Origin of the sequence: Planktothrix tepida PCC 9214 (genome assembly GCF_900009145.1) — a bacterium.
Lineage (GTDB): Bacteria > Cyanobacteriota > Cyanobacteriia > Cyanobacteriales > Microcoleaceae > Planktothrix > Planktothrix tepida.
This window is the reverse complement of the sequence record NZ_LN889796.1, coordinates 344,558-364,559: the sequence shown is the minus strand read 5'-3', so window position 1 is coordinate 364,559 and position 20,002 is coordinate 344,558. Positions and strand designations below refer to the sequence as shown.

23 protein-coding genes, 1 tRNA gene, 1 other RNA gene, 1 pseudogene and 1 riboswitch are annotated in these 20,002 nt (G+C 39.1%); of the genes and pseudogenes, 15 read left to right on the top strand and 11 right to left on the bottom strand.

What is annotated here, in order from left to right:
• Positions 1-20: 20 nt before the first annotated feature.
• The 5 genes from PL9214_RS12295 to PL9214_RS12275 all read left to right on the top strand — a co-directional run bounded on the left by PL9214_RS12295 (position 21) and on the right by PL9214_RS12275 (position 3,064).
• Entirely contained in the window at positions 21-386 is a 366-nt protein-coding gene (locus tag PL9214_RS12295) for a KGK domain-containing protein (protein WP_072719090.1), read from the top strand.
• A gap of 305 nt (positions 387-691) precedes the next feature.
• Positions 692-1,690 carry an RNA polymerase sigma factor, RpoD/SigA family gene (locus PL9214_RS12290; protein WP_072719089.1) on the top strand — a complete coding sequence of 333 codons (999 nt, stop codon included), beginning with the start codon at positions 692-694 and terminating at the stop codon, positions 1,688-1,690.
• Between the two features lie 98 nt (positions 1,691-1,788).
• Positions 1,789-2,277 carry a GNAT family N-acetyltransferase gene (locus PL9214_RS12285; RefSeq protein ID WP_072719088.1) on the top strand — a complete coding sequence of 163 codons (489 nt, stop codon included), beginning with the start codon at positions 1,789-1,791 and terminating at the stop codon, positions 2,275-2,277.
• Between the two features lie 88 nt (positions 2,278-2,365).
• Positions 2,366-2,572 carry a glycogen debranching protein gene (locus PL9214_RS12280; protein ID WP_072719087.1) on the top strand — a complete coding sequence of 69 codons (207 nt, stop codon included), beginning with the start codon at positions 2,366-2,368 and terminating at the stop codon, positions 2,570-2,572.
• Between the two features lie 270 nt (positions 2,573-2,842).
• Positions 2,843-3,064: a hypothetical protein gene (locus tag PL9214_RS12275; RefSeq protein ID WP_072719086.1), complete on the top strand. Its 222-nt coding sequence runs from the start codon at positions 2,843-2,845 to the stop codon at positions 3,062-3,064.
• Between the two features lie 38 nt (positions 3,065-3,102).
• On the opposite strand, the gene PL9214_RS12270 is transcribed toward PL9214_RS12275, so the two are convergent.
• The 3 genes and pseudogenes from PL9214_RS12270 to PL9214_RS12260 all read right to left on the bottom strand — a co-directional run bounded on the left by PL9214_RS12270 (position 3,103) and on the right by PL9214_RS12260 (position 5,667).
• Positions 3,103-3,570 carry a universal stress protein gene (locus tag PL9214_RS12270; protein ID WP_072719085.1) on the bottom strand — a complete coding sequence of 156 codons (468 nt, stop codon included), beginning with the start codon at positions 3,568-3,570 and terminating at the stop codon, positions 3,103-3,105.
• Between the two features lie 138 nt (positions 3,571-3,708).
• A pseudogene (gene thiC, locus PL9214_RS12265) lies at positions 3,709-5,097 on the bottom strand (phosphomethylpyrimidine synthase); the annotation flags it as partial.
• A riboswitch (TPP riboswitch) is annotated at positions 5,097-5,196 on the bottom strand. It overlaps the preceding pseudogene by 1 nt.
• A gap of 90 nt (positions 5,197-5,286) precedes the next feature.
• Positions 5,287-5,667, bottom strand: a complete 381-nt coding sequence (locus PL9214_RS12260) for a Uma2 family endonuclease (protein ID WP_072719083.1) — start codon at positions 5,665-5,667, stop codon at positions 5,287-5,289.
• A gap of 356 nt (positions 5,668-6,023) precedes the next feature.
• Between PL9214_RS12260 and PL9214_RS33245 the strand changes: the two genes are divergently transcribed.
• From PL9214_RS33245 to ssrA, 3 genes are all read left to right on the top strand, one after another.
• Entirely contained in the window at positions 6,024-6,380 is a 357-nt protein-coding gene (locus tag PL9214_RS33245) for a transposase family protein (protein WP_437126739.1), read from the top strand.
• Positions 6,331-6,888: a transposase gene (locus tag PL9214_RS33240; RefSeq protein ID WP_439331533.1), complete on the top strand. Its 558-nt coding sequence runs from the start codon at positions 6,331-6,333 to the stop codon at positions 6,886-6,888. Before PL9214_RS33245 ends, PL9214_RS33240 begins: the two co-directional genes overlap by 50 nt.
• Positions 6,889-7,078: 190 nt before the next feature.
• Positions 7,079-7,467, top strand: a transfer-messenger RNA (tmRNA) gene (gene ssrA, locus PL9214_RS12250).
• Positions 7,468-7,526: 59 nt separating this feature from the next.
• On the opposite strand, the gene PL9214_RS12245 is transcribed toward ssrA, so the two are convergent.
• From PL9214_RS12245 to PL9214_RS12230, 4 genes are all read right to left on the bottom strand, one after another.
• Positions 7,527-7,763 carry a hypothetical protein gene (locus tag PL9214_RS12245; protein WP_072719082.1) on the bottom strand — a complete coding sequence of 79 codons (237 nt, stop codon included), beginning with the start codon at positions 7,761-7,763 and terminating at the stop codon, positions 7,527-7,529.
• Between the two features lie 161 nt (positions 7,764-7,924).
• Positions 7,925-8,404: a thiol-disulfide oxidoreductase DCC family protein gene (locus PL9214_RS12240; protein WP_072719081.1), complete on the bottom strand. Its 480-nt coding sequence runs from the start codon at positions 8,402-8,404 to the stop codon at positions 7,925-7,927.
• 53 nt (positions 8,405-8,457) lie between these two features.
• Positions 8,458-9,960, bottom strand: coding sequence for a sensor histidine kinase (locus tag PL9214_RS12235; RefSeq protein WP_072719080.1), 1,503 nt, complete (start codon positions 9,958-9,960; stop codon positions 8,458-8,460).
• A 2-nt stretch (positions 9,961-9,962) separates the two neighbouring features.
• Positions 9,963-10,640: a response regulator transcription factor gene (locus PL9214_RS12230; RefSeq protein ID WP_072719079.1), complete on the bottom strand. Its 678-nt coding sequence runs from the start codon at positions 10,638-10,640 to the stop codon at positions 9,963-9,965.
• A gap of 155 nt (positions 10,641-10,795) precedes the next feature.
• On the opposite strand from PL9214_RS12230, the gene PL9214_RS12225 reads away from it, so the two are divergent.
• From PL9214_RS12225 to serS, 3 genes are all read left to right on the top strand, one after another.
• On the top strand, positions 10,796-11,341 hold the full coding sequence (locus tag PL9214_RS12225; RefSeq protein ID WP_072719078.1) for a ferric reductase-like transmembrane domain-containing protein: 546 nt from the start codon (positions 10,796-10,798) through the stop codon (positions 11,339-11,341).
• 40 nt (positions 11,342-11,381) lie between these two features.
• Positions 11,382-12,746: a WD40 repeat domain-containing protein gene (locus PL9214_RS12220; protein ID WP_072719077.1), complete on the top strand. Its 1,365-nt coding sequence runs from the start codon at positions 11,382-11,384 to the stop codon at positions 12,744-12,746.
• A gap of 109 nt (positions 12,747-12,855) precedes the next feature.
• Positions 12,856-14,133 carry a serine--tRNA ligase gene (gene serS, locus PL9214_RS12215; protein WP_072719076.1) on the top strand — a complete coding sequence of 426 codons (1,278 nt, stop codon included), beginning with the start codon at positions 12,856-12,858 and terminating at the stop codon, positions 14,131-14,133.
• 1,073 nt (positions 14,134-15,206) lie between these two features.
• Here serS and PL9214_RS12210 read toward each other — a convergent pair.
• Both PL9214_RS12210 and petG read right to left on the bottom strand, forming a co-directional pair.
• Positions 15,207-16,484, bottom strand: a complete 1,278-nt coding sequence (locus PL9214_RS12210) for a phospholipase D-like domain-containing protein (RefSeq protein WP_072719075.1) — start codon at positions 16,482-16,484, stop codon at positions 15,207-15,209.
• 88 nt (positions 16,485-16,572) lie between these two features.
• The gene (gene petG, locus PL9214_RS12205) at positions 16,573-16,689 is read right to left on the bottom strand and encodes a cytochrome b6-f complex subunit V (RefSeq protein WP_072719074.1); all 117 of its coding nucleotides are present in this window, start codon (positions 16,687-16,689) and stop codon (positions 16,573-16,575) included.
• Positions 16,690-16,847: 158 nt separating this feature from the next.
• Here petG and PL9214_RS12200 point away from each other — a divergent pair, with 158 nt between their 5' ends.
• Together PL9214_RS12200 and PL9214_RS12195 are read left to right on the top strand one after the other, a co-directional pair.
• Positions 16,848-17,228, top strand: a complete 381-nt coding sequence (locus PL9214_RS12200) for a c-type cytochrome (RefSeq protein WP_072719073.1) — start codon at positions 16,848-16,850, stop codon at positions 17,226-17,228.
• A gap of 61 nt (positions 17,229-17,289) precedes the next feature.
• Positions 17,290-17,361: transfer RNA gene (locus PL9214_RS12195), tRNA-Thr, on the top strand.
• Positions 17,362-17,628: 267 nt separating this feature from the next.
• Here the strand turns inward: PL9214_RS12195 and PL9214_RS31235 are convergent.
• Entirely contained in the window at positions 17,629-17,787 is a 159-nt protein-coding gene (locus PL9214_RS31235) for a hypothetical protein (RefSeq protein ID WP_186440348.1), read from the bottom strand.
• Positions 17,788-17,965: 178 nt separating this feature from the next.
• On the opposite strand from PL9214_RS31235, the gene PL9214_RS12185 reads away from it, so the two are divergent.
• The gene (locus PL9214_RS12185) at positions 17,966-18,262 is read left to right on the top strand and encodes an HAD family hydrolase (RefSeq protein ID WP_072719071.1); all 297 of its coding nucleotides are present in this window, start codon (positions 17,966-17,968) and stop codon (positions 18,260-18,262) included.
• Positions 18,263-18,295: 33 nt separating this feature from the next.
• Entirely contained in the window at positions 18,296-18,835 is a 540-nt protein-coding gene (locus tag PL9214_RS12180) for an NUDIX domain-containing protein (protein WP_072719070.1), read from the top strand.
• On the opposite strand, the gene PL9214_RS12175 is transcribed toward PL9214_RS12180, so the two are convergent.
• Positions 18,813-19,742 (bottom strand): metallophosphoesterase, encoded by a 930-nt coding sequence (locus tag PL9214_RS12175; RefSeq protein WP_072719069.1) that lies wholly within the window; start codon positions 19,740-19,742, stop codon positions 18,813-18,815. The genes PL9214_RS12180 and PL9214_RS12175 overlap by 23 nt on opposite strands.
• Positions 19,743-20,002 lie beyond the last annotated feature (260 nt).

Genomic DNA, 20,002 nt, shown 5'->3' with positions numbered 1-20,002 from the left:
ACAATTTACAGGACACAGAAATGAGCGATTCAACTTATATTCTCAATGATGATGATGTGATTAATACCAGTGAAAGTGCCTTGATGTTTCAATGCACATTTAAAGCTAGTGAATTTTTGTCTATTATGGAATCTAAGTTAGAGGAGGAAAATTTATTTAAGGAAGGGATCGAGTGTCAACTGCTACGTCCTGGTAAATCTTGGCAAACCGGGAAGTTTCGGATTCGTTTAGAATTTTGCCCCGATGAACCCGATGCAGAACCTAAAGGTATTCCCACGTCGGAATTTACTTCCCCCCCAACAACTCCTGCTGTTCCATCTGACTCTGATTCGGATATTCCTCCTTTTGTTCCTCGACCCACTAAGAGTGTAGGAATGTGGAGTTAAGGATTAGAGTTATTCCTCTCAAATTTGCCGAATTTTATCAAGGCTCATGATTCAAAGTTCAAGAAATTGGATTTTGAATTTTGAGCTTTAACTTTTGAGGTGAAAACACCGAACACCTATCTCCTGGCTTCTGTAGAGATAGGATTAATTCTCCCAGTTTTTTAAAAGAGTCTTCTATAATGGAACCAACATAAAGTAGTGATAGATGGGATTTCCTTGTCTTCTGATCTGACAGAAGATTTTGACGATGGGGAAAACTGCAAGCGAACTGTTCAAATTTAGATCGTCAACTGGAGGATATAACCATGAATCCACAGAATTCGACGTTTTTTCCGATTACAGAAACCACTGTAGCGGGAGATGACGCAATTGCTGCATTATTTAAACGCATGGCGCGTTATCCTTTACTCAAACCCAATGAAGAAATAGAACTCGGTCGTCATATTCAAACCCTGGTTAAAATTGAAGAATTACAAACTCGACTGACCCTGGAATTAGGGTACTTACCTACTCCCGTAGAACTCGCCACGTTTCTAGGCATTACGGAAACAGAACTCAAACATCAACTAAAATTAGGAACGGCGGCTAAAAGTCGGATGATTAGTTCTAATTTACGGTTAGTGGTTTCTATTGCTAAACGTTATATTAATCGAGGGGTTCCGTTTTTAGATTTAATTCAAGAAGGGGCTTTAGGACTCAACCGCGCTACGGAGAAATTTGATCCAGATAAAGGATATAAATTTTCTACCTATGCTTATTGGTGGATTCGTCAAGGGATTACCCGAACCATTGCTAATCAAGGACGCACCATTCGATTACCCGTTCATGTTGTTGAACAATTGAATAAACTCAAGATAGCTTACCGAGATTTAAAGCGATCGCTTCAACGAAAACCTACGGAAGAAGAATTAGCAGAAGCTGTTGCGATTACCCCCCAACAAATTCGCATTCTTGAACAAGTTCATCGGAAATCTCTATCATTAAATCACCGAATTGGGACGGAAGAGAACTCGGAATTAATGGATATTTTAGAAGATCAAGAAACTCAAACCCCTGAAGCTCAAATGAATGAAATGATGATGCGTCAGGATTTATTGGAAGTTTTAGGAACGGTTTTAACGGAACGGGAAAAAGATGTTTTAGCTTTGCGATTTGGATTAACCACCGGAGTTCCTTACACCTTAGAAGAAGTGAGTGGTCTTTATGATCTTTCACGGGAACGAGTGCGACAAATTCAAGCCAGAGCCATGCGAAAGTTACGTCGTCCTCATATTGCAGAACGGTTAAAAGGTTGGATTAAATAATTTTTTCCGGTAGGATTGATTTGAATTGTTGTATACTGACAAAAATCTAACACGTTAGAAAAAATTTGATTGTCATTATCAACTGTTCAAAATCGGATATGTCAAAATCAGCAATTTTAAGACCAGCAACCCTTGAGGATATTCCTGTTTTATTCCAACTGATTCAAGCCTTAGCGGAATACGAAAACCTATCCCATGAAGTGAGTGGAAGTGCGGAAAACTTAAAACAACATTTATTGGGTTCTCCATCCTATATAGAAGCAATTTTAGCTGAAGTTAAAGGAAAAGCCGTTGGTTTTGCCTTATTTTTTCATAACTATTCTACGTTTTTAACCCAACCTGGAATTTATTTAGAAGATTTATTTGTCCTTCCTGAATATCGTCGTCAAGGGATTGGTAAAGCCTTAATCACTCATGTAGCAGAATTAGCAGTATCCAGAGGGTGTGGACGTTTAGAATGGTCTGTTTTAGATTGGAATCAACCCGCTATTGATTTTTATGAAAAAATAGGCGCGAAAATTTTCCCCGACTGGCGCATTTGTCGGGTCACTGGAGCTTCTTTAGCAGCATTGGGAAACCCAAAATAATCTGTCCTTTTTACTTTTTTGAGCCTTGTGCTTGAATGTTGATAAAATAAAAGCCATTCATGGGTATTGAGTCAGGAGAAAATTTACAATGACCATTTGGGTAAATGAACAACTTGATCCGATGGGAATCGTCTATTCTTGTATTGCTTGTTGTGATGAGAAGCAAGCTCAAGATTGCCATCAGTCCTTTCAAAGAAACTTAACAGAAATCCAAAAACAACAAGGTTGGGTTGCTATTCTGAGAACCGTTGAATCTTGGGATGATGTTCCTGTCAGTGCCTTAAAATTAAATTAAGTTTGTATGAGTCAAATCACTGGCTAGGCATGATTGAGATCACAGTATAACATCCTAAGAATCACAATTGTTATTGAGGTTTAATCACGTCTTTGAAGCCCAAACTCTGAAATAATAGCTGTAAAGATTAAAAGTTCAAACCCCCTTATTTAATAGTTCTCATCGAATTACAGGCTAAAACTCTACAGAATTATCTCTAAATCTGTGGAGTTTTCCAAATTCTCGATTCTCCATCATCACATCAATTCAGTTATCCCAACTAACCGGATCATGGAACCACCTATTTGTTTAATTGAGTCCGCACTCAGCGAATTGTTCGTTAAAGTTAATGAAACAGGTCAGATCACATTAGCTGATCGCTATGGGTTATTGGCTGCAATTTTTGATGAGAGTTTAACGGAAGAGGAATTGCGATCGCTCAGTCGAATTTATCGGTCTATTGCACGCAAACAAATTGAAGTGGTGGATGAAATTTCTAGCCTTCAAGAGTAAATTGTGATTCAATCTCTGTAAGTTCATTTGCCAACACCCTATTTCCCTTGAACAATCAATACCGCACAGGGGGCATGATGGACAACATGATAACTCACACTCCCTAAAAGTGTTTCCATAACCGCACTTTTTCCACGTCTTCCCATGACGATAATATCAGCATTCCAATTTTTAGCGACCTGACAAATCAAACGTCCTGCATTCCCTTCTTTCCAATCCCATTCGGCTTGAATTCCTGCTTCAATGGCACGGTTTTCTAACCCAGTTAACCATAACCGCACTTTTTCTAAATCTTGTTCTAACTTCTCTTGAACAAATTTATAATGGTGAACAATCTTTTCAACTTGCACACTGGTATAAGTATAACTTTCCGGTTCGTCCAAAGACAAACGGTGAAAAATCATCAACTGTCCCGATGATTTCCGCGCTAATTCTAACGCAGTTTCAAATACCATTTTACTTTGTACTGACTGGTCAATGGCAACTAAAATTCGTTGATAATTCATACACCGTTATTTTGCCTTGGCACCACCTCTTTGAATTCATTTTAACCTAAAAAGTAAACAATTAGAAACCGGGTTTATCGCCAGAATGTTAGCTCCAACGAAGAACTACTTTAGAAACCCGGTTTCTAACTTATTGAATTAACTTTGAGTTACAACTTCTTTTTCTTTGGCTAAGAATTTTTCTAATTCTGTTAACGCATCTGCATCAACTTTCGTTTGCATCGGACAGAATTTAGGGCCACACATCGAACAGAATTCAGCCGTTTTGTAGATATCCGCCGGAAGGGTTTCGTCATGATATTCCTTCGCCCGTTCTGGGTCTAAGGATAACTCAAATTGACGATTCCAATCAAAGTTATATCGCGCTGTGGATAACTCATCATCCCGGTCACGGGCTCCAATGCGATGACGGGCAATATCCGCAGCATGGGCAGCAATTTTATAAGCAATTAACCCGTTTCTGACGTCTTCGGCATTGGGTAAACCGAGGTGTTCTTTTGGCGTGACATAACATAACATTGCAGTTCCGTGCCAACCTGCGATCGCCGCCCCAATAGCTGAGGTGATATGATCATAACCGGGGGCAATATCGGTTACTAACGGCCCTAAAACATAGAAGGGTGCTTCTGAACACTCCTCCATTTGTTTTTTAACATTAAATTCAATTTGATCCATCGGAACGTGACCGGGGCCTTCTACCATCACTTGTACATCATGTTCCCAAGCGCGGCGAGTTAATTGTCCGAGGGTTTTGAGTTCTGAAAGTTGAGCATCATCGGAGGCGTCATGGGTACAACCCGGACGTAGAGAGTCTCCTAAACTAAAGGAAACATCGTATTTTTTGAAGATTTCAATAATATCGTCAAAGTGGGTATAAAGGGGATTTTGTTTATGATGATGGAGCATCCAACGAGCAATAATTCCGCCACCACGAGACACAATTCCGGTAATTCGACTTCTGACTAACGGCAGATATTCAATTAATAATCCCGCATGAATCGTCATATAATCCACACCTTGTTGGGCGTGTTTTTCAATCACATGGAGAAAATCATCGGGGGTGAGATTTTCAATTTTACCGTGAACACTTTCTAAAACTTGATAAATGGGAACTGTACCAATGGGAACTGGAGAAGCCTTAATAATTGCCGTCCGAATTTCATCTAAATTACCGCCTCCAGTGGATAAATCCATCACGGTATCGGCACCATATTTAACGGCTAAATTCAGTTTAGCAACTTCTTCATCTAAATTAGAAGAATTAGGAGAGGCGCCAATATTAGCATTAACTTTACATTTAGAGGCAATTCCTATCGCCATCGGTTCCAAATTGGGATGATTAATATTAGCAGGAATAATCATCCGTCCCCGTGCGACTTCTTCCCGAATTAACTCAGCCGGAAGGTTTTCCCGTTGAGCAACATAGTTCATTTCTTCCGTAATAACCCCTTGACGGGCGTAGTGCATTTGAGAAACGTTGCTCTGTCCATGCCGTTTGGCAATCCATTCTGTCCGCATCTTGAATTTCCTCTTATTAACAGCTTCCCTCCGCCGGTACTAACCGGACTCAGGTTCCAAGGGTGTCTTTTCTCAGCCTGAACCTAGCAGGCACCCCTAGCTTATTAGCTGAAAATGGTATCACAATTTTTGTTAAATGAGTACAATTTAATTAAATCTTTGGAAAATTAGGAATATTTAGGGCGTAATTATACTCATTTAATTCAATCCTAATACATCTTCATAAATTTCTGAGACAGAACAACTAAAATTAATACTTTCTAATTGAAGAGTTTCCTGGGGTTTATAGGTAAACAATTCCCATCGTCCGTCTGAATTTCGTCTAAAACATTCAATATTAATTTTATTTTGGCTAATCAATACATATTCTTGTAAGGTTTCAATCTGTCGATAGTCGGCAAATTTATCACCTCGGTTAAAGGCTTCAGTTGAGGCAGATAATACTTCAATAATTAAACTCGGATATTGTTTAAAATAACCATTATTTCTGTCGCGGGAGTCACAAGTTACCATAATATCAGGATAATAATAAACGTCTGCGGTTTTGTCGGTTATCAAATTAAATGTCGCATTTACCACATTAATGTCGCTTTGAGAAACAGGACTAAAACCCTTTATTGATAAGCATTATAGCATTTTTTTGAGTAAAAGACCCTTCGCTTCAGATTCACACATTATGTGTCGCTCTTTGAGAATTTAACAATTTAGTTGTCGTTTCTTAGAAAAATGCCAATTTTGAGTAGTTTTCTACTTTCCACAAAATAGATGTCGTTTTCTATAATATTGATTAGGTAATCAATTTGATGCAAGGGTCAACTTCTCTGATTCAACTTTAGCCTTGGCCCTATGTTCTGCTCAGATAGATTCTCCTGATGGCTCTCCTCAATAAATAGTGTAAAATGTAGCGTAAGCTACGTTTTACACTCCGACTGAATATGGACTTTCAACTAGAGCGTTTGCTCAACCTCCCGAATATTACGGTGTTCACTTGTCAAGAACAAGAAGGTTTTATTGTTCTTAAATTAGACTTATTAAACGAGGGAATTACTTGTCCACATTGTCAAAATTATACCGATCATATTCATCAAACTCGCTCGATGTTAATCCGAGATCTATCTATTTGTGGGCAGGGAGTTTATCTGCATCTACCCCGTCGCCAATTTTATTGTGCTGGATGTAAAAAATATCCAACAGAACCCTTAGAATTTGTAGAGAAAAGGAGGAATTACACCATTCGTTATAATGAGAGCCAAGGTCAAAGAGGTTTCTGTGGATATGTGGGGAGGATTTAAAAAAGTGATTCGGGAAGTTTTTCCTAATGCTTTAATTGTCATTGACCGATTTCATGTGATGAAGTTAGTCAACAGTTCTCTGAATCAACTTCGACTTAAATTAGAACTAAAAGGCTTAAAAAATCGGTGCTTACTGCTGAAAAATTATGTCGATTTAACCCCCGAAGAGAGAAGGGATCTGAAACTGTTGTTAAAGGCCTCCCCCTGTTTGAGTATCGCTTATGAATTAAAAGAGGAACTCCGAGATATTTATGAAAGCAGTACAACGGTTCTTATGGGAATGAGAAGATTAAAGAAATGGCTCAATTCGGCTCTTATTGTTTTTGGAAAAACCGCCCAAACTCTTAAACACCATCTTCCCGATATTTGCCATTATTTTATTAATCGAACAACCAGTGGAGTTATGGAGGGATTAAACAACCGGATCAAATTAATTCTTCGTCAAAGCTATGGCTTCAAAAATTTTGAGATGATGCGCCAAAAGCTACTAGCCTGTCTTTTTATATAAGCCTTACTTATAACCCTAAGTATAGGAGAGCCATTAAGTTAAACGACATTAATTTGTTAATCAGCCTGTTGAACGACAATCAAGTGTGAAAAACGACACTAATTTGTGAAAAACGACAAATAATGTGATAAACGACATTAACCAAAACTTGACGATTGCCAAAATATTGTCTACTATAGTAATAGTGCAAGGGGCATTACTGGTTTCGACAGGGTAAGGAAAGCTACCAAGTGATGCAGGCCGAGAGTGAGTCACCTCTCGTAAATCCAGGCTCAAACAAAATGTAACTGCGAACAATATCGTTCCTTTTGCTCGTAAATCAGCCGCTGTTGCTGCCTAAACACCTCTTGTAGGTTCGAGCGTCTATCGTTTGACTCCGTTAAGGACAATAGACCAACCCCCAACGGATGCTCTAACTTCGTTCCTCTGGTTGAGAGTTAGCTAAGATTTAACCAGTGCATCCCACCCTTCGGGATAATGAAGGGTTCCCGCCTTGAGGATCAGAAAGGCTAAGTCTGTGAATGAGCAAGGAGTAAATACTTGTTCTGGACATGGGTTCGATTCCCATATGCTCCATTCCCTTACACCCTAAAAAACCACTTCGGAACTAACCGAGGTGGTTTTTTATTGAGGTTATATTAATTCTGGGTGGAAACGGAAGAAATCGTTTGATTTTGTTGATAACGGATAGCGAGTTCAGACGCATGGGACAGGAATTGACGCACCAAAACTTCCTTCCCGGAGTGGGGAACATGGGAATGATCCCAAAACGGTAACTGGGGTAAAGTTACACCGAGTATTAAAGTCATCAGCGCTAGAAGACCATATTGGAAGATAGGTCGGCTGAATTGTCCTTTAGGATTGAAAGACACCATAGGAGTTGAAAACCAATCTAAACAAAAATCTCCCTCTCAGTTCGCACTGCGGGAGATAAATTCAGGGTGCATCTACTTAATGATTGAAGTATAACACATAAAATGAGGGGTGTCACCCCCTATTGTAAAAACCCCTTGTTTTGCAGGAAATTTCACTGCAATTAACGCTGACAACGGCATTCTGATGGGGTTTCAGAGGTTAAAGAGTCCTGACGCAGTTTAACTAATGTGGCTAAATTGGGCCGTCCCGTTAACTTTAGTCGCCAGTCAGCCCAAATTTCATAGAGTGTATTCATGACTGCGCCAATTAATGGCCAGCGAGTGGGTGCATAAATCCAACCCAGCCCCAAAAGTTGATAAATTTGATAAAATACTTCTAAATTTTGGATGATTGTGCCATCAGGAAGTAAGCCATGAATTCGTCCCATTGCGGCTTCAAAGGAAATCCCACCATGATCTTCAGGACGATAATTAATATCACTAATATTAACAAAGGCAATTAATCCTCGTCCTGCGTCCCGTTTCTGTAAAAAATTTACTTCTCGTAAACATAAGGGACATTCACCATCATAAAGCAATTTAATTTTCCAAGAAGTTGATGTGTTCAAAGAGGGGTTCAGGGTTTCTAGAGTGTGATTCATAAACAACAATAACAATTAAGAGGTAATACTATTGTAGATAAATTTATCAAAAATTACACCAATTTTGACCCCGCTTGGGGAAGAGTCAAGGTAAAGGAGGTTTGACCCAATTGAGGGGGATCTAACGTCAAATCTCCTTGATGGGCGCGGGCAATTTCCCGTGCTAAACTTAATCCTAATCCGATACCTTCAATTTGGCGAGTTCGCGCCGGATCACCTCGATAGAAGCGATCAAATAAACGATCTCGATCTTTAAGGGGAATATCTTTTGAGGTATTACTAACAGTAATGATAACCTTTTTACCCCGTTTATAGCCTTGAATTTTGATCCAACCTTCTGGCAAATTATATTTAATTGCGTTACCAATTAAATTTTGTAAAACTTGGGTTAATAAATCTTGATCTCCTGATACCATTAATTCAGGATTAATTTCGGTTTGAATGATTAAATGGGGGGCTAATAATTCTATATCTTCTATCTGGTCTGCTAACACTGAAGATAAATTGACCGGGGTTTGATACAATCGCATTTGTCCAGCATCAGCTAAGGATAATAATAATAATTTTCGGGTTGTTCCTCCTAAACGTCTAACTTCATCTAAAAGATGACTTAAGGCTTGCTGTGTAGATGATTCTGTTTCTGCTTTTTGTAACATTTGTTCTAATTCTCCTTGAAGAATAGCCAGGGGAGTTTTGAGTTCATGAGCCGCATCCCCACTGAAGCGAGACGCTTGTTTAAAGCTACGTTCTAAACGTTCTAACATTTGATTAAACACTTGAATTAATTCGACAAATTCAATATCTGTTGTGTTGATAGGAACGCGCTGATCTAATCCTTTTACTGTCACTTGCTGGATACTTTTTGTTAATCGTTGAATCGGATGTAATGCACTACTTGATAAAAGCCAAGAAGCACCTACAATCATTAATAACAGGATGGGAATTGACACTAAAAACCCATTTCGGATTGATGCCATTTCCTGATCAATCCCACTTAAACTCACGGCGATTGCTACTTTTTGATGGGGAAACGTCACTAAACCGACACGCCACAATCCCGAAGAAGACCGTCGGGTCATAATTTTAAGTTGAGGAGGAGGGGGAGGAGGGGGGGGAGGGAAATGGGACTCAAAATTATGAGGAGGACGGCGCGGACGACGGGGAGTATGGGGAAAATCAGGGGGACGAGGCCTATCGGGAGTATGGGGAAAATCAGGAGGAGGGGGATCAGAAGACTGGGGAAAATTAGAAATCTGGAGGTTAAGATTTGGCATATTGGGGGAGCGATATTGAGTAAAACCCTCTCTATCAATTAGCCAAAATATGATCGGAGTATCGTTAAAATTATGGGTTAATCGAGTTTCATAAACTTGTAATGAAGGTTGCTCTTGTAGATGATTGGTTTGTAATAATTGATTTTTGAGTTCTGCATCTAAACGTCCTAAATAAGCCTTATATATCAGCCACCAAAATACCACGCTAAAAGCGATTAGAGAAGCTCCGGTAAGGGTTGCTGATAATAGAGCAATACGGACTCGAAAAGAGTGGCGTTTCATGTTCATGGCTCCGGTTTCCGAAAGCGATAACCTACACCGCGCACACTTTCAATACAATCATTTCCTCCAATACAATCAATTTTTTTTCTAATTCGTTGAATACAGACATCGACAACATTTGTATTCGGGTTAAAATCATACCCCCAAACGTGTTCTAAAATTTGGGTTCGAGTTAAGACTCGTCCTGGTGATCGCATCAAATATTCTAATAAATTAAACTCACGGGTGGTGAGTTCAACAATTTGTTGATCACAGGTCACTTCTCTGGTAATTCGATCTAATTTTAGAGGGCCATAAGCAATAATATTTTGGCGTTCTCCGATGCTCCGACGGACAACTGCATGAATTCGCGCGATTAATTCTTCGACAAAGAAAGGTTTAGAAATATAGTCATCTGCACCTAAATTAAGTCCTTCCAGTCGGTCTTCTAATTCATTGCGTGCGGTGAGTAAAATAACCGGAATATTCCGTCCGGCTTTGCGGAGACTTTTGAGAATGGCTAATCCATCTTTTCCGGGGATCATAATATCGAGAACAATCACATCATAGTCATTGTTCATCGCTTCTAAATACCCGTCATCGCCGTTGTCACAATAGTTGACTACAAACCCTTGTTCTTTCAAACCCATTTGTACAAAATTGGCGATTTTGGGTTGATCTTCAATCAACAGGACATTCATAAGTTTGATGAGAATTGGATGAGAATTTGATGAAAGCTTCCTTAATAATAATGGGATTAATCAGTTTATAATATTACAAATTTGTAATCTCCGTGAAAGGAAGCGGTAATTATAGCTTGGCTTAATAGAACTATTCAGGATGAGGGAATTAAGCCATGCAACTATTTCAACTTGAATTTAATCCAGTTTCTTTTGCAGCTTTATTAGGATTTTTAGCGGTTGGTGCTTATATTTTAACATTACTTCCAACCACGTTAAGAATTGTTTTCCCAGCCACGACTAAAACAGGGATTCCTAAATGGTTGTTGAAATATCGGCGTTGGATTGGTCTTTTATCATTTTGTTTAGCGGTTGGTCATGCTTATATTTATATTAAACAAAGAAATTTTGATTGGTTAGATATTAAAACCTATTGGTTCTATTTTCAAGGCACTTCAACGTTAACGATTTTTACGTTATTGGCAATTACTTCTAATGATTGGAGTGTTAAACGCCTCAAGAAAAATTGGAAGAAATTACAACAGTTAACCTATTTAGCAATGTTTTTATTAACCTGGCATATTTGGGCAATTATGGCTCACCATTGGACATATTTAACACCCATTGGCATTGTAGTAATGTTAATCGTTATTATTTTATTTCTCTATCGTCAATGGATTGTTCATCATCAATCTAAAAATCGAGTTTCTGTAAAATCTTAATTGATGTCTTTATTCTACAATCTTCATGGAGTCACATCAGATGTTTGTTAAAGAATTAAATTGGAAAATATCAACGGCTTTAGCGATTACAACCGCAGTCGTGATGGGTGTTCCATTAGCAAAGAATTTCTCAAGATTAAACGCAACATCTCCTGATCTTAAATCGAGTTTATCGTTGTCCTCTATGAAAACCTTAAAAGATCATTCAGGATGGATTTATGCGATTGCAATGACTCCCGATAGTCAAACATTAATTAGTGGAGGTTATGGAGGGTTAATTAAAATTTGGAATTTGCAAACGGGTCAATTACAAAAAACCTTAAACGCTCACGTTGATGCCGTTGAATCTTTAGCCCTGAGTCCTGATGGAAAAATGCTTATTAGTGCGAGTTGGGATAATGAAATTAAACTGTGGAATTTTACAACAGGTCAACTGATTCAAAGCCTCAAAGGTCATAGCGATGATATTAAGGCAATTGCCATTAGTCCCGATGGTAAACTATTAGCTTCTGGGAGTACAGATCAAACCATTCGGTTGTGGAATTTGTCTACAGGTCAACTTCTAAAAATCCTTGATAATAAAGATTGGGTAACTTCCATTGCCTTTAGTTCTGATCGTCAAACTTTAGCAACGGGAAGCGAAAATGGTAATATTACAATTTGGTCTTTAACCGATGAAGGAAAGTATACCTTAATGCAGCATTCTGCAAGGGTTCACGCCTTAGCTTTTAGTCCCAATGGCAAAATTTTAGCCAGTGGTAGTGCAGACCATAGCGTGAAATTGTGGAACTTTAAAACCGGGAAAGTTCTACATACCTTAAATCACCATTCCGCCGACGTTTTGTGTGTTATTTTTAGCCCCAAAGGAGATATTTTAGCGACCGGTAGTTATGATAAAACCATTAATTTATGGAATCCGAATACAGGAGGACTCCTAAATCAGTTATCCGAACATCATCATCCCGTTTGGTCATTAGTTTTTAATCCTAAAGGTACAATTTTAGCGAGTGCCAGTGGGGATGAAACAATTAAACTTTGGTCAATGGTTCATGTTCAGCCTTCTGCTTCTACTACTTCTCAACCTTCAGTACAACAAGCACCTATCCCCATCACCAATAGGGAATCTATTCAACACTTAAATCAACAACTTTATGATACAATTGATCAACGTTGGCAAGCTAATTTAATGCTTAAGGATACTTTGATTTATCAAGTTACTTTAAATGAAAAAGGGAAAATTATTGCTTATAAACCTTTTAACTCAGCTGCCGTTCAGAAAATGCAAAAAACCGCCCCCTTGTTCCAACCAGATGCTCAATCTCTCTCTCAATCTTTTGCTCAATTCCAGGTTGTCTTATCCCCCTCTGGACTGCTGGAAGTTACGCCTTGGGAAGGGTGGAGATAATTGATGAATCGATAACTTTTGGGTTCCCTTCTATTTGATGTTGCCTGAATGGAGTAGACTATAAAGATAAACCCATAATCCAAAATCAAGCAGTATTGAAGGGAACGCCGTGTTAGATATTAAATTAATTCGGGAAAATCCAGTCGAAGTGCAAGAACGCCTAAAGGTACGAGGCGAGTATGATTTGCAACCGATTTTAACCTTAGATGAACAACGCCGCCAACTGGAACAGGAACGCATTGTATTGCAAACCCGAAGTAATGATATTGGTAAATTAGTTGGGGAGAAAATTAAATCAGGATGTGACCCGAAAGGGGAAGAAATTAAAGCCTTAAGAGAGGAAGGTCAACAACTCAAAATCCAGTTGAGTGAATTGGAACCGAAGGAAAAAGAAATTGATGCTCAAATCACTCAATTATTATTACCCATTCCTAATTTACCCAGTGAATCTACTCCGGTAGGAAAAGATGAACGGGAGAATGTAGAAATTAGACGCTGGGGGGATGAATATATTCCCCAAAATCCTAATATTTTGCATCATGCAGATATTGGAGAAAAACTGAATTTATTAGAGTTTAAACAGGCGGTTAAAGTCGCTCAAACCCGATTTGTAGCGTTAAAAGGTGCAGGTGCTGCCTTAGAACGATCATTAATTCAATTTATGTTAGATCGCCATACGAATAACGGTTATATTGAAATCATGCCCCCGTTATTAGTTAATAGTACATCCTTAACTGCAACGGGTCAACTACCGAAATTTGCCGAAGAAAGTTTTAAATGTGATTCCGATGATTTATGGTTAATTCCAACCTCTGAAGTATCCGTGATGAATTTGTATCGAGATGAGATTTTAGACGCAGAACAATTACCCATTTATCATTGTTCCTATACCCCTTGTTTTCGTCGAGAAGCCGGAAGTTATGGGAAAGATACCAGGGGGTTAATTCGGTTACACCAATTTAATAAAGTGGAAATGGTGAAACTGGTTCATCCTGAAACATCCGAAGCAGAACATGAGAAATTAGTACAGGATGCCGAAGGGGTTTTACAAGCGTTAAAATTACCTTATCGGGTGATAGAATTATGTACGGGAGATTTAGGATTTTCCGCCGCAAAATGTTATGATATTGAGGTGTGGTTGCCCTCGGCGGGAACCTACCGCGAGATTTCTAGTTGTTCCAATGTTAAGGACTTTCAAGCTCGACGTGCCAATATTCGCTTTAAAGAAGCGGGTAAAAAAGGCACACAATATATTCATGCGTTAAATGGTTCTGGGTTAGCCGTTGGTCGCACTATGGCTGCGATTTTAGAAAATTATCAACAACCCGATGAAACCATCCGTATTCCTGACGTTTTACAACCCTATTTAGGACGAGAAATCCTCTAATTCGTAGGGAACCCTGAAGGGTTCCCTATCCTTAATTTTAGGGCTTAAGCTGATCAATATTTAGACTGCATTTTAAAACTATTACTGCTATTTCCAGTACCGTTATTGTTCTAAGGCTGCGATCGCATTGCGGACTGTTGTACCATTTGCCGAGCTTGGTGACGGTAAGCTTCTGCGAGAGCCTGGGGTGCATTATTAAGGTCAATAGAAATCTATTGATGTTCCTCTCGAAGAACTTCAATCTGATTGTGAAACGCTGAAATTGCAGCCTCAAGCAATGGTTTCGATTTTGGTTGGGCCATATTTTGAGTTAATCTTGATTAACGGTTTGAGCAGTGGGTATCCCCTCTATATCAAAATTAGAAGCCTATTCCACGCAGAATTTAATGTTACTTAACTTTACATTTGAGAGAGTGTTAATGAATCAAATGATTAACTTTAGTTGATTTCACTTGCAATTCAGAGGAAGGTTTATTACAGTATTAACAGAAGCAAAGAAAGCTTCCCTGACAGATAAGCAAACGATGTTCAAACGGTTATATCTCATCTAAAAGGAGGTCATAAAAACGTTTTATTGGGCATCGAAGTTGAGTGAAATTAGGAGGTAAAAATACTGTTTCATCTAACGTCTGTCATCTTCCGCAGCACCTCTTCCTTTGGTTGCTGATATTTCCTCAAGTGAATCAACCGGGAGCAATGTAGCTTCGTGATTAACAAGTTTACAACTCCGAATTTGATAAATTGTAAATGAGGAAATTCCTCAGTTTGACTAGGAGGTAGGTTACGCTGTTAAACGTCAAAACAATTTGTTTCGTCGAAGTCGAATATAAACAACAGTACCCATCGTTAATCCTTACACTTCCCCCAATTATGGTAAAGGGAGCAATGCAACTAAGCATTAAACCTTAGTGCAACTCTACATCATCCAACACAGGAGAGGAAATCACTGAGGAAACCGGATTTGGGTACTGTTGTTTATTGTAAGTTAATAACTAATAACTGACAACTAATAACTGACAACTGACAACTGATAACTGACAACTGACAACTGACAACTGATAACTGATAACTGATTAAAGTTGCCAGAAAAATAATAAACAGAATTGTCCGATTAACCGTTCCACCCTAGACCGACGTTGCCAATCTTTGCGATTCACCAAATAACTATTGGCAAAACCCTGTTTAAAAAACGTTTCTATTTGGGGAATCACTTCAGGTTCAGACGTAGAAAGATTTAACTCATCATTCTTAAACAAACTACGCGGATCAAAATTAGCACTACCTAAACTCACCCAATGCTCATCAACTAACCACGCCTTAGCGTGCATCATGCTTTTTTGATATTCATAAATCTCAATTCCTCCCTGCAATAAATAACCGTACAATTCACGGGACGTATAATGAACAAACGGTTTATCACAGGTTTTTCCCATCGTTAAAATCCGAATATCTACCCCTCTGCGCTTCGCCTCAAATAAAACTCTACGGGAACTCGGATCAGGTAAAAAATAGGGACTAGCAATCCAAAGTCGATATTGAGAAGCCTGAATTAAAGATTGATATAAAGAGCGAATTTCTGAATCTCGATAACTCGGATCTTCTCCGGGGGTAATAATTACCTTCGGTTCATGTTCAGGAGTCAAAACCAAAGGATCTAAAGCCAAATCCGCCACACCGCCACCATCCATCCAATGTTGTAGAAAAATACCCCGTAACCGGGCAACTAGAGGGCCTTCAAAGGCAATTTCATAGTCAAACCAAGGACAGCAACAACCATTCCCATCTAAACCATCCCACTCATCGGAAATTCCCGCCCCTCCAATCATCGCTAGATGTTGATCAATTAACAATAACTTCCGATGATTGCGTTTGAGATGATAGCTTAAATCTTTCCAACTTAATTCATTAAATAATTCAACTTCCACCCCGGCGGCTTCCAACCGTTGCCAATAGTCGGGAGACATCGATTGGCTGCCATAATTATCCGCTAACAGTTGAACTCTAACCCCCGCTTGAGCGCGTTCAACCAAGGCGGCTGCAAACTCATTAGCCCGTCGCCCCGGTGTCATCATATAAGTTTCAAACTGAATCACCGTTTGGGCTTTGCGAATAGCATCCAGTCGGGCTGCATAAATTTGATCCGCTTCGACCCAAAACCCGGTGACTTGTCCTGCGGTAATGTAGGAATCCGATAGACAGGCAACGGTAAAAGCAAAATTATCGGCGGTGGGTGGGGGTAAATTTCTAATCTGATAGTGGTGTTTGTCTCGAAAAACCCCTCGAAAATAAAGAATTAGAAGGATCACAATCACCACGATGAGGAGCATTGTTCCTACTGATATCAGATCCATCCCTAGCTGACTCATAGAATTCACGAAATAAGTTCACCCCCGTTGAACCCAGAAGGCTCAACCAAGGGTGAGTGGAAATTCTGGAGATTTAGTCGATATTAAGTTGGTTTCCCCGACGATATTGTTGGTACGCTGCGAAAAATAACCCTAACAGCGTCACGACAACTAAACCCAGAACAATTCCTGACAGTAATGGTTCTACCACTGGATCTCCTTCGGTGTTAACTTGAGCAATAACCCTCTATGATACCGTTAACGGTTAACGGTTAACTGTTGGGCGCTCTTGCTCTTCACTCATCAACGCTATAAGCTAGTTACAGTGTAAAGATTTTTGTAGATAATTCTCAAATTATTAGAAACACCTTGGATAACCAGCTTGCGATTACACAAATTGAAGTCCTGATTAAACGGGCCACCGTCGTCAGCCTAGCGTTGATGGTTTTTATCCTGGGTTGGATTTTTGTCCTTCCTAAGCTACAGGTTTTTGATCCCTATGTGGAAAGTGTTCTGTCCCTTAAAGGCGACCCGGTAAGGGGACAGGACATTTTCCTCTATAACTGTGCTGGGTGTCATGCTTGGCAAGCGAGTAGTCAAGTAGGGCCAAGTCTGCATGATGTTTCCCAACGGAAGTCAGAAGTCGGGATTATTCAGCAAGTTATTGGCGGTAATACCCCTCCCATGCCTAAGTTTCAACCCAATATTAAGGAAATGGCTGACCTGTTGAGTTATCTCGAAACCTTATAATTTAAAAAACTGCAAAAGGAGTTGATCAAAATTAACAACTTTTGCTATAGTAGAAGACGTTGCTGGTGTAGCTCAGTGGTAGAGCAGCTGATTTGTAATCAGCCGGTCGCAAGTTCAAATCTTGTCACCAGCTTTGCTTTGACCGACTGACTACAACACATCTTCTCTACTATTGAGCTAACAAACCCAATACCGTTGCTCAGAAACTACTCAACTTGTATTTAAACTAACAGCAAAACGAGTAACTCACCTTTAAAGATATTATTAGAATAGTTTATACAAATTACAGTGATCGCTTAATTTTTACTTATAATCCGTAAATAGACGATATTTATAAGTCATATCACCATTACCCTTACCTTCCCTGTCAACTTTCAGATTTACTTCCTGACGTATGTACTTAGGGAAGTAAAGAAAACTGGTTCTTCAGTCTTTCTTGTTTTCTCTGCTTATCTAACTCCTGATGGATTGGCTCTATCTCTAAAATTATTCCAATCCCTTTATGCTGATGACGTGAGACGACTTTTACTCCTTCTAGCTCCAGAAGTTCTGTGAGCATTTTAATTTCCCTTGAGGAAGCCATTGTTATCCCTTTACTCTAAAGTTACTCTTTTTCTGATTAATGATATCTCTTTTTCCTGCTGAATTTGCTCAAAAGCTAACAGTAATTAGTGTAGAGGAGATTTTAAACAAAATGCTAACCTCAAAGCTTAAGTTTAAACATAATTATTGATGATTTGCTTCAGCAAGTTCAAGCAACAACCTCCGATGATGCAGAAGCGTCCAAACCCGCACCTGACATTGTAGAAGTGGCATTAAGCAAAATCCAGCTTTCTTTCTCTGAGGTCGTGATGCTGGCCGACACCCCCTACGATATCCAATCTGCTCAAGGGGCTAACGTCGGTGTAATTGCCTTTCGTTCTGGTGGGTTCGATGATTCGCAACTGACGGGTGCACTGGCTATTTACGATCATCCCGCCGATTTATTAGCCCATTATGAGCATTCCCCTTTAGCTAAATCAGTTATTAGTTAATCAAACTATTTCCTATTTCATATTTGCTAATATATGGCTCAAAAACATGGCCCTTGGACAATAGAAGAAACTTACCAAAAATACGAGAATTCGTTTATTAATGTCCGTGAAGACCGCGTGTTGCAACCCGATGGAAAACCGGGCAGTTATGCCACTGTTAAAATGAAACCAGGGGTAGCAATTTTGCCGATAGATGGCGATCGCCATGTTTATTTAACGCGACAATTTCGCTATGCTCTGGGTCAAGAAAGTATTGAAGTGGTTTGTGGTGCGGTGGAAGACAATGAACCGTCTTTAACGGCTGCGAAACGAGAAATTGAAGAAGAACTTGGCATCAAAGCTGAAGCATTAATTGAGCTAGGATTCTTTGATTTAGATATCTCTATTGTTCATTGTCCCGTGCATTTATTTCTAGCTAAACAGTTCAGCTTTACTGAAACCCATCAAGAAGGAACGGAAACCATAGAAACGGTTTGTCTTCCTTTAGAACAAGCTGTCAAAATGGTGATCAATAGCCAAATTACCCATGCTCCAAGTTGTGTGTTAATTCTTAAAGCGATTCATGCAATTTAATCATCCCTTCATCAAATACTTGATCTTCAGGATCAATAGCGCGAATTATGAGATGATCAGCATAAATTTCAATCGCCGTAAATCCTAACGTTGAAGCGGAGGTTGCTGTCCATTCTGAACGTCCCACTGAGCGAATGGGTGCGCCTCCGATACCTGTTGTTAAATAAGTGGTACCCTCAATCGGTTTCGTGCGTTCATAATCATGTTCGTGACCATTCATATAAAGTTGAACCTTATATTTTTTAAATAATGGCGTTAATCGATTAATTAATTCTTCATTAACACCATATAAGCCAGAAGAATAAATGGGAAAATGACTATAAACAATTTTCCAAGGAGATTGACTTTTTTGCAGTTGGTTTTCTAACCAAGGCATTTGGTTTTCCCAGTCCGCATTCTGATTAGCATCTAAAACAAAAAATTCCACCGGATCATATTGAAAACTATAGTAACGACCCTTCATGTTAAATAAAGGATAAGTCACTTGACGATCTCCATTTTCTGTTCTAATATCGTGATTTCCTAAACACGCATAAAATTTAACATTTTCTTTGAGTAAGGGTTGATAGGGTTTCTCAAAAACAGCGTTGATTTTCTCAATTTCACCGTTTGTATAAATATTATCTCCTAGTAAAGTTACCACTTGAAAAGGATTGTTTTGATAATAGCGAAACATGGCATTAGCGACATCATATTGTCCTGTCTCTCCTGTCCCTGTATCTCCAATCGTGATAAAACGGAATAAAGGTTGAGGACTAGGAACTGCTGCGATCGCATGATCTGTTAACGGAATTTCTTGATGTGAAGTTTCAGAAGTCGTCAAAAACCGCTTTTTAATGTCCCATCCAATCACACTACACGCACTCAGACCACTTAACCATAAAAATTGACGGCGATTCAATGACATAAAGAGAAAGAAATTAACCCAATGTATCACTAATACAATAGTACATTTTGTAACCTTCGGCGAAACCCTCAAGATATCACAACGGTTTCTCCCCGGCGTTCGTAGCTTCCCGCTTTTATCAACCGTCTGTAAACAAACTCTACAGTTAAAGTTAGATACATTATAAATTATTGATTACCTAGAAGATTGAGTGGTGCAAAATCCAGTAGAAGGTTTACCAATCATGATTTTAAAGCGAAGATTTCGATCTGTGATGAAAT

Bases quoted from the DNA above. Each gene is read 5' to 3' on its own strand.
- PL9214_RS12295 (WP_072719090.1), top strand. From the start codon at position 21: ATGAGCGATTCAACTTATATTCTCAATGATGATGATGTGATTAATACC.
- PL9214_RS12290 (WP_072719089.1), top strand. From the start codon at position 692: ATGAATCCACAGAATTCGACGTTTTTTCCGATTACAGAAACCACTGTA.
- PL9214_RS12285 (WP_072719088.1), top strand. From the start codon at position 1,789: ATGTCAAAATCAGCAATTTTAAGACCAGCAACCCTTGAGGATATTCCT.
- PL9214_RS12280 (WP_072719087.1), top strand. From the start codon at position 2,366: ATGACCATTTGGGTAAATGAACAACTTGATCCGATGGGAATCGTCTAT.
- PL9214_RS12275 (WP_072719086.1), top strand. From the start codon at position 2,843: ATGGAACCACCTATTTGTTTAATTGAGTCCGCACTCAGCGAATTGTTC.
- PL9214_RS12270 (WP_072719085.1), bottom strand. From the start codon at position 3,570: ATGAATTATCAACGAATTTTAGTTGCCATTGACCAGTCAGTACAAAGT.
- PL9214_RS33245 (WP_437126739.1), top strand. From the start codon at position 6,024: ATGGACTTTCAACTAGAGCGTTTGCTCAACCTCCCGAATATTACGGTG.
- PL9214_RS33240 (WP_439331533.1), top strand. From the start codon at position 6,331: ATGAGAGCCAAGGTCAAAGAGGTTTCTGTGGATATGTGGGGAGGATTT.
- PL9214_RS12245 (WP_072719082.1), bottom strand. From the start codon at position 7,763: ATGGTGTCTTTCAATCCTAAAGGACAATTCAGCCGACCTATCTTCCAA.
- PL9214_RS12240 (WP_072719081.1), bottom strand. From the start codon at position 8,404: ATGAATCACACTCTAGAAACCCTGAACCCCTCTTTGAACACATCAACT.
- PL9214_RS12235 (WP_072719080.1), bottom strand. From the start codon at position 9,960: ATGAAACGCCACTCTTTTCGAGTCCGTATTGCTCTATTATCAGCAACC.
- PL9214_RS12230 (WP_072719079.1), bottom strand. From the start codon at position 10,640: ATGAATGTCCTGTTGATTGAAGATCAACCCAAAATCGCCAATTTTGTA.
- PL9214_RS12225 (WP_072719078.1), top strand. From the start codon at position 10,796: ATGCAACTATTTCAACTTGAATTTAATCCAGTTTCTTTTGCAGCTTTA.
- PL9214_RS12220 (WP_072719077.1), top strand. From the start codon at position 11,382: ATGTTTGTTAAAGAATTAAATTGGAAAATATCAACGGCTTTAGCGATT.
- PL9214_RS12210 (WP_072719075.1), bottom strand. From the start codon at position 16,484: ATGGATCTGATATCAGTAGGAACAATGCTCCTCATCGTGGTGATTGTG.
- PL9214_RS31235 (WP_186440348.1), bottom strand. From the start codon at position 17,787: ATGCTCACAGAACTTCTGGAGCTAGAAGGAGTAAAAGTCGTCTCACGT.
- PL9214_RS12180 (WP_072719070.1), top strand. From the start codon at position 18,296: ATGGCTCAAAAACATGGCCCTTGGACAATAGAAGAAACTTACCAAAAA.
- PL9214_RS12175 (WP_072719069.1), bottom strand. From the start codon at position 19,742: ATGTCATTGAATCGCCGTCAATTTTTATGGTTAAGTGGTCTGAGTGCG.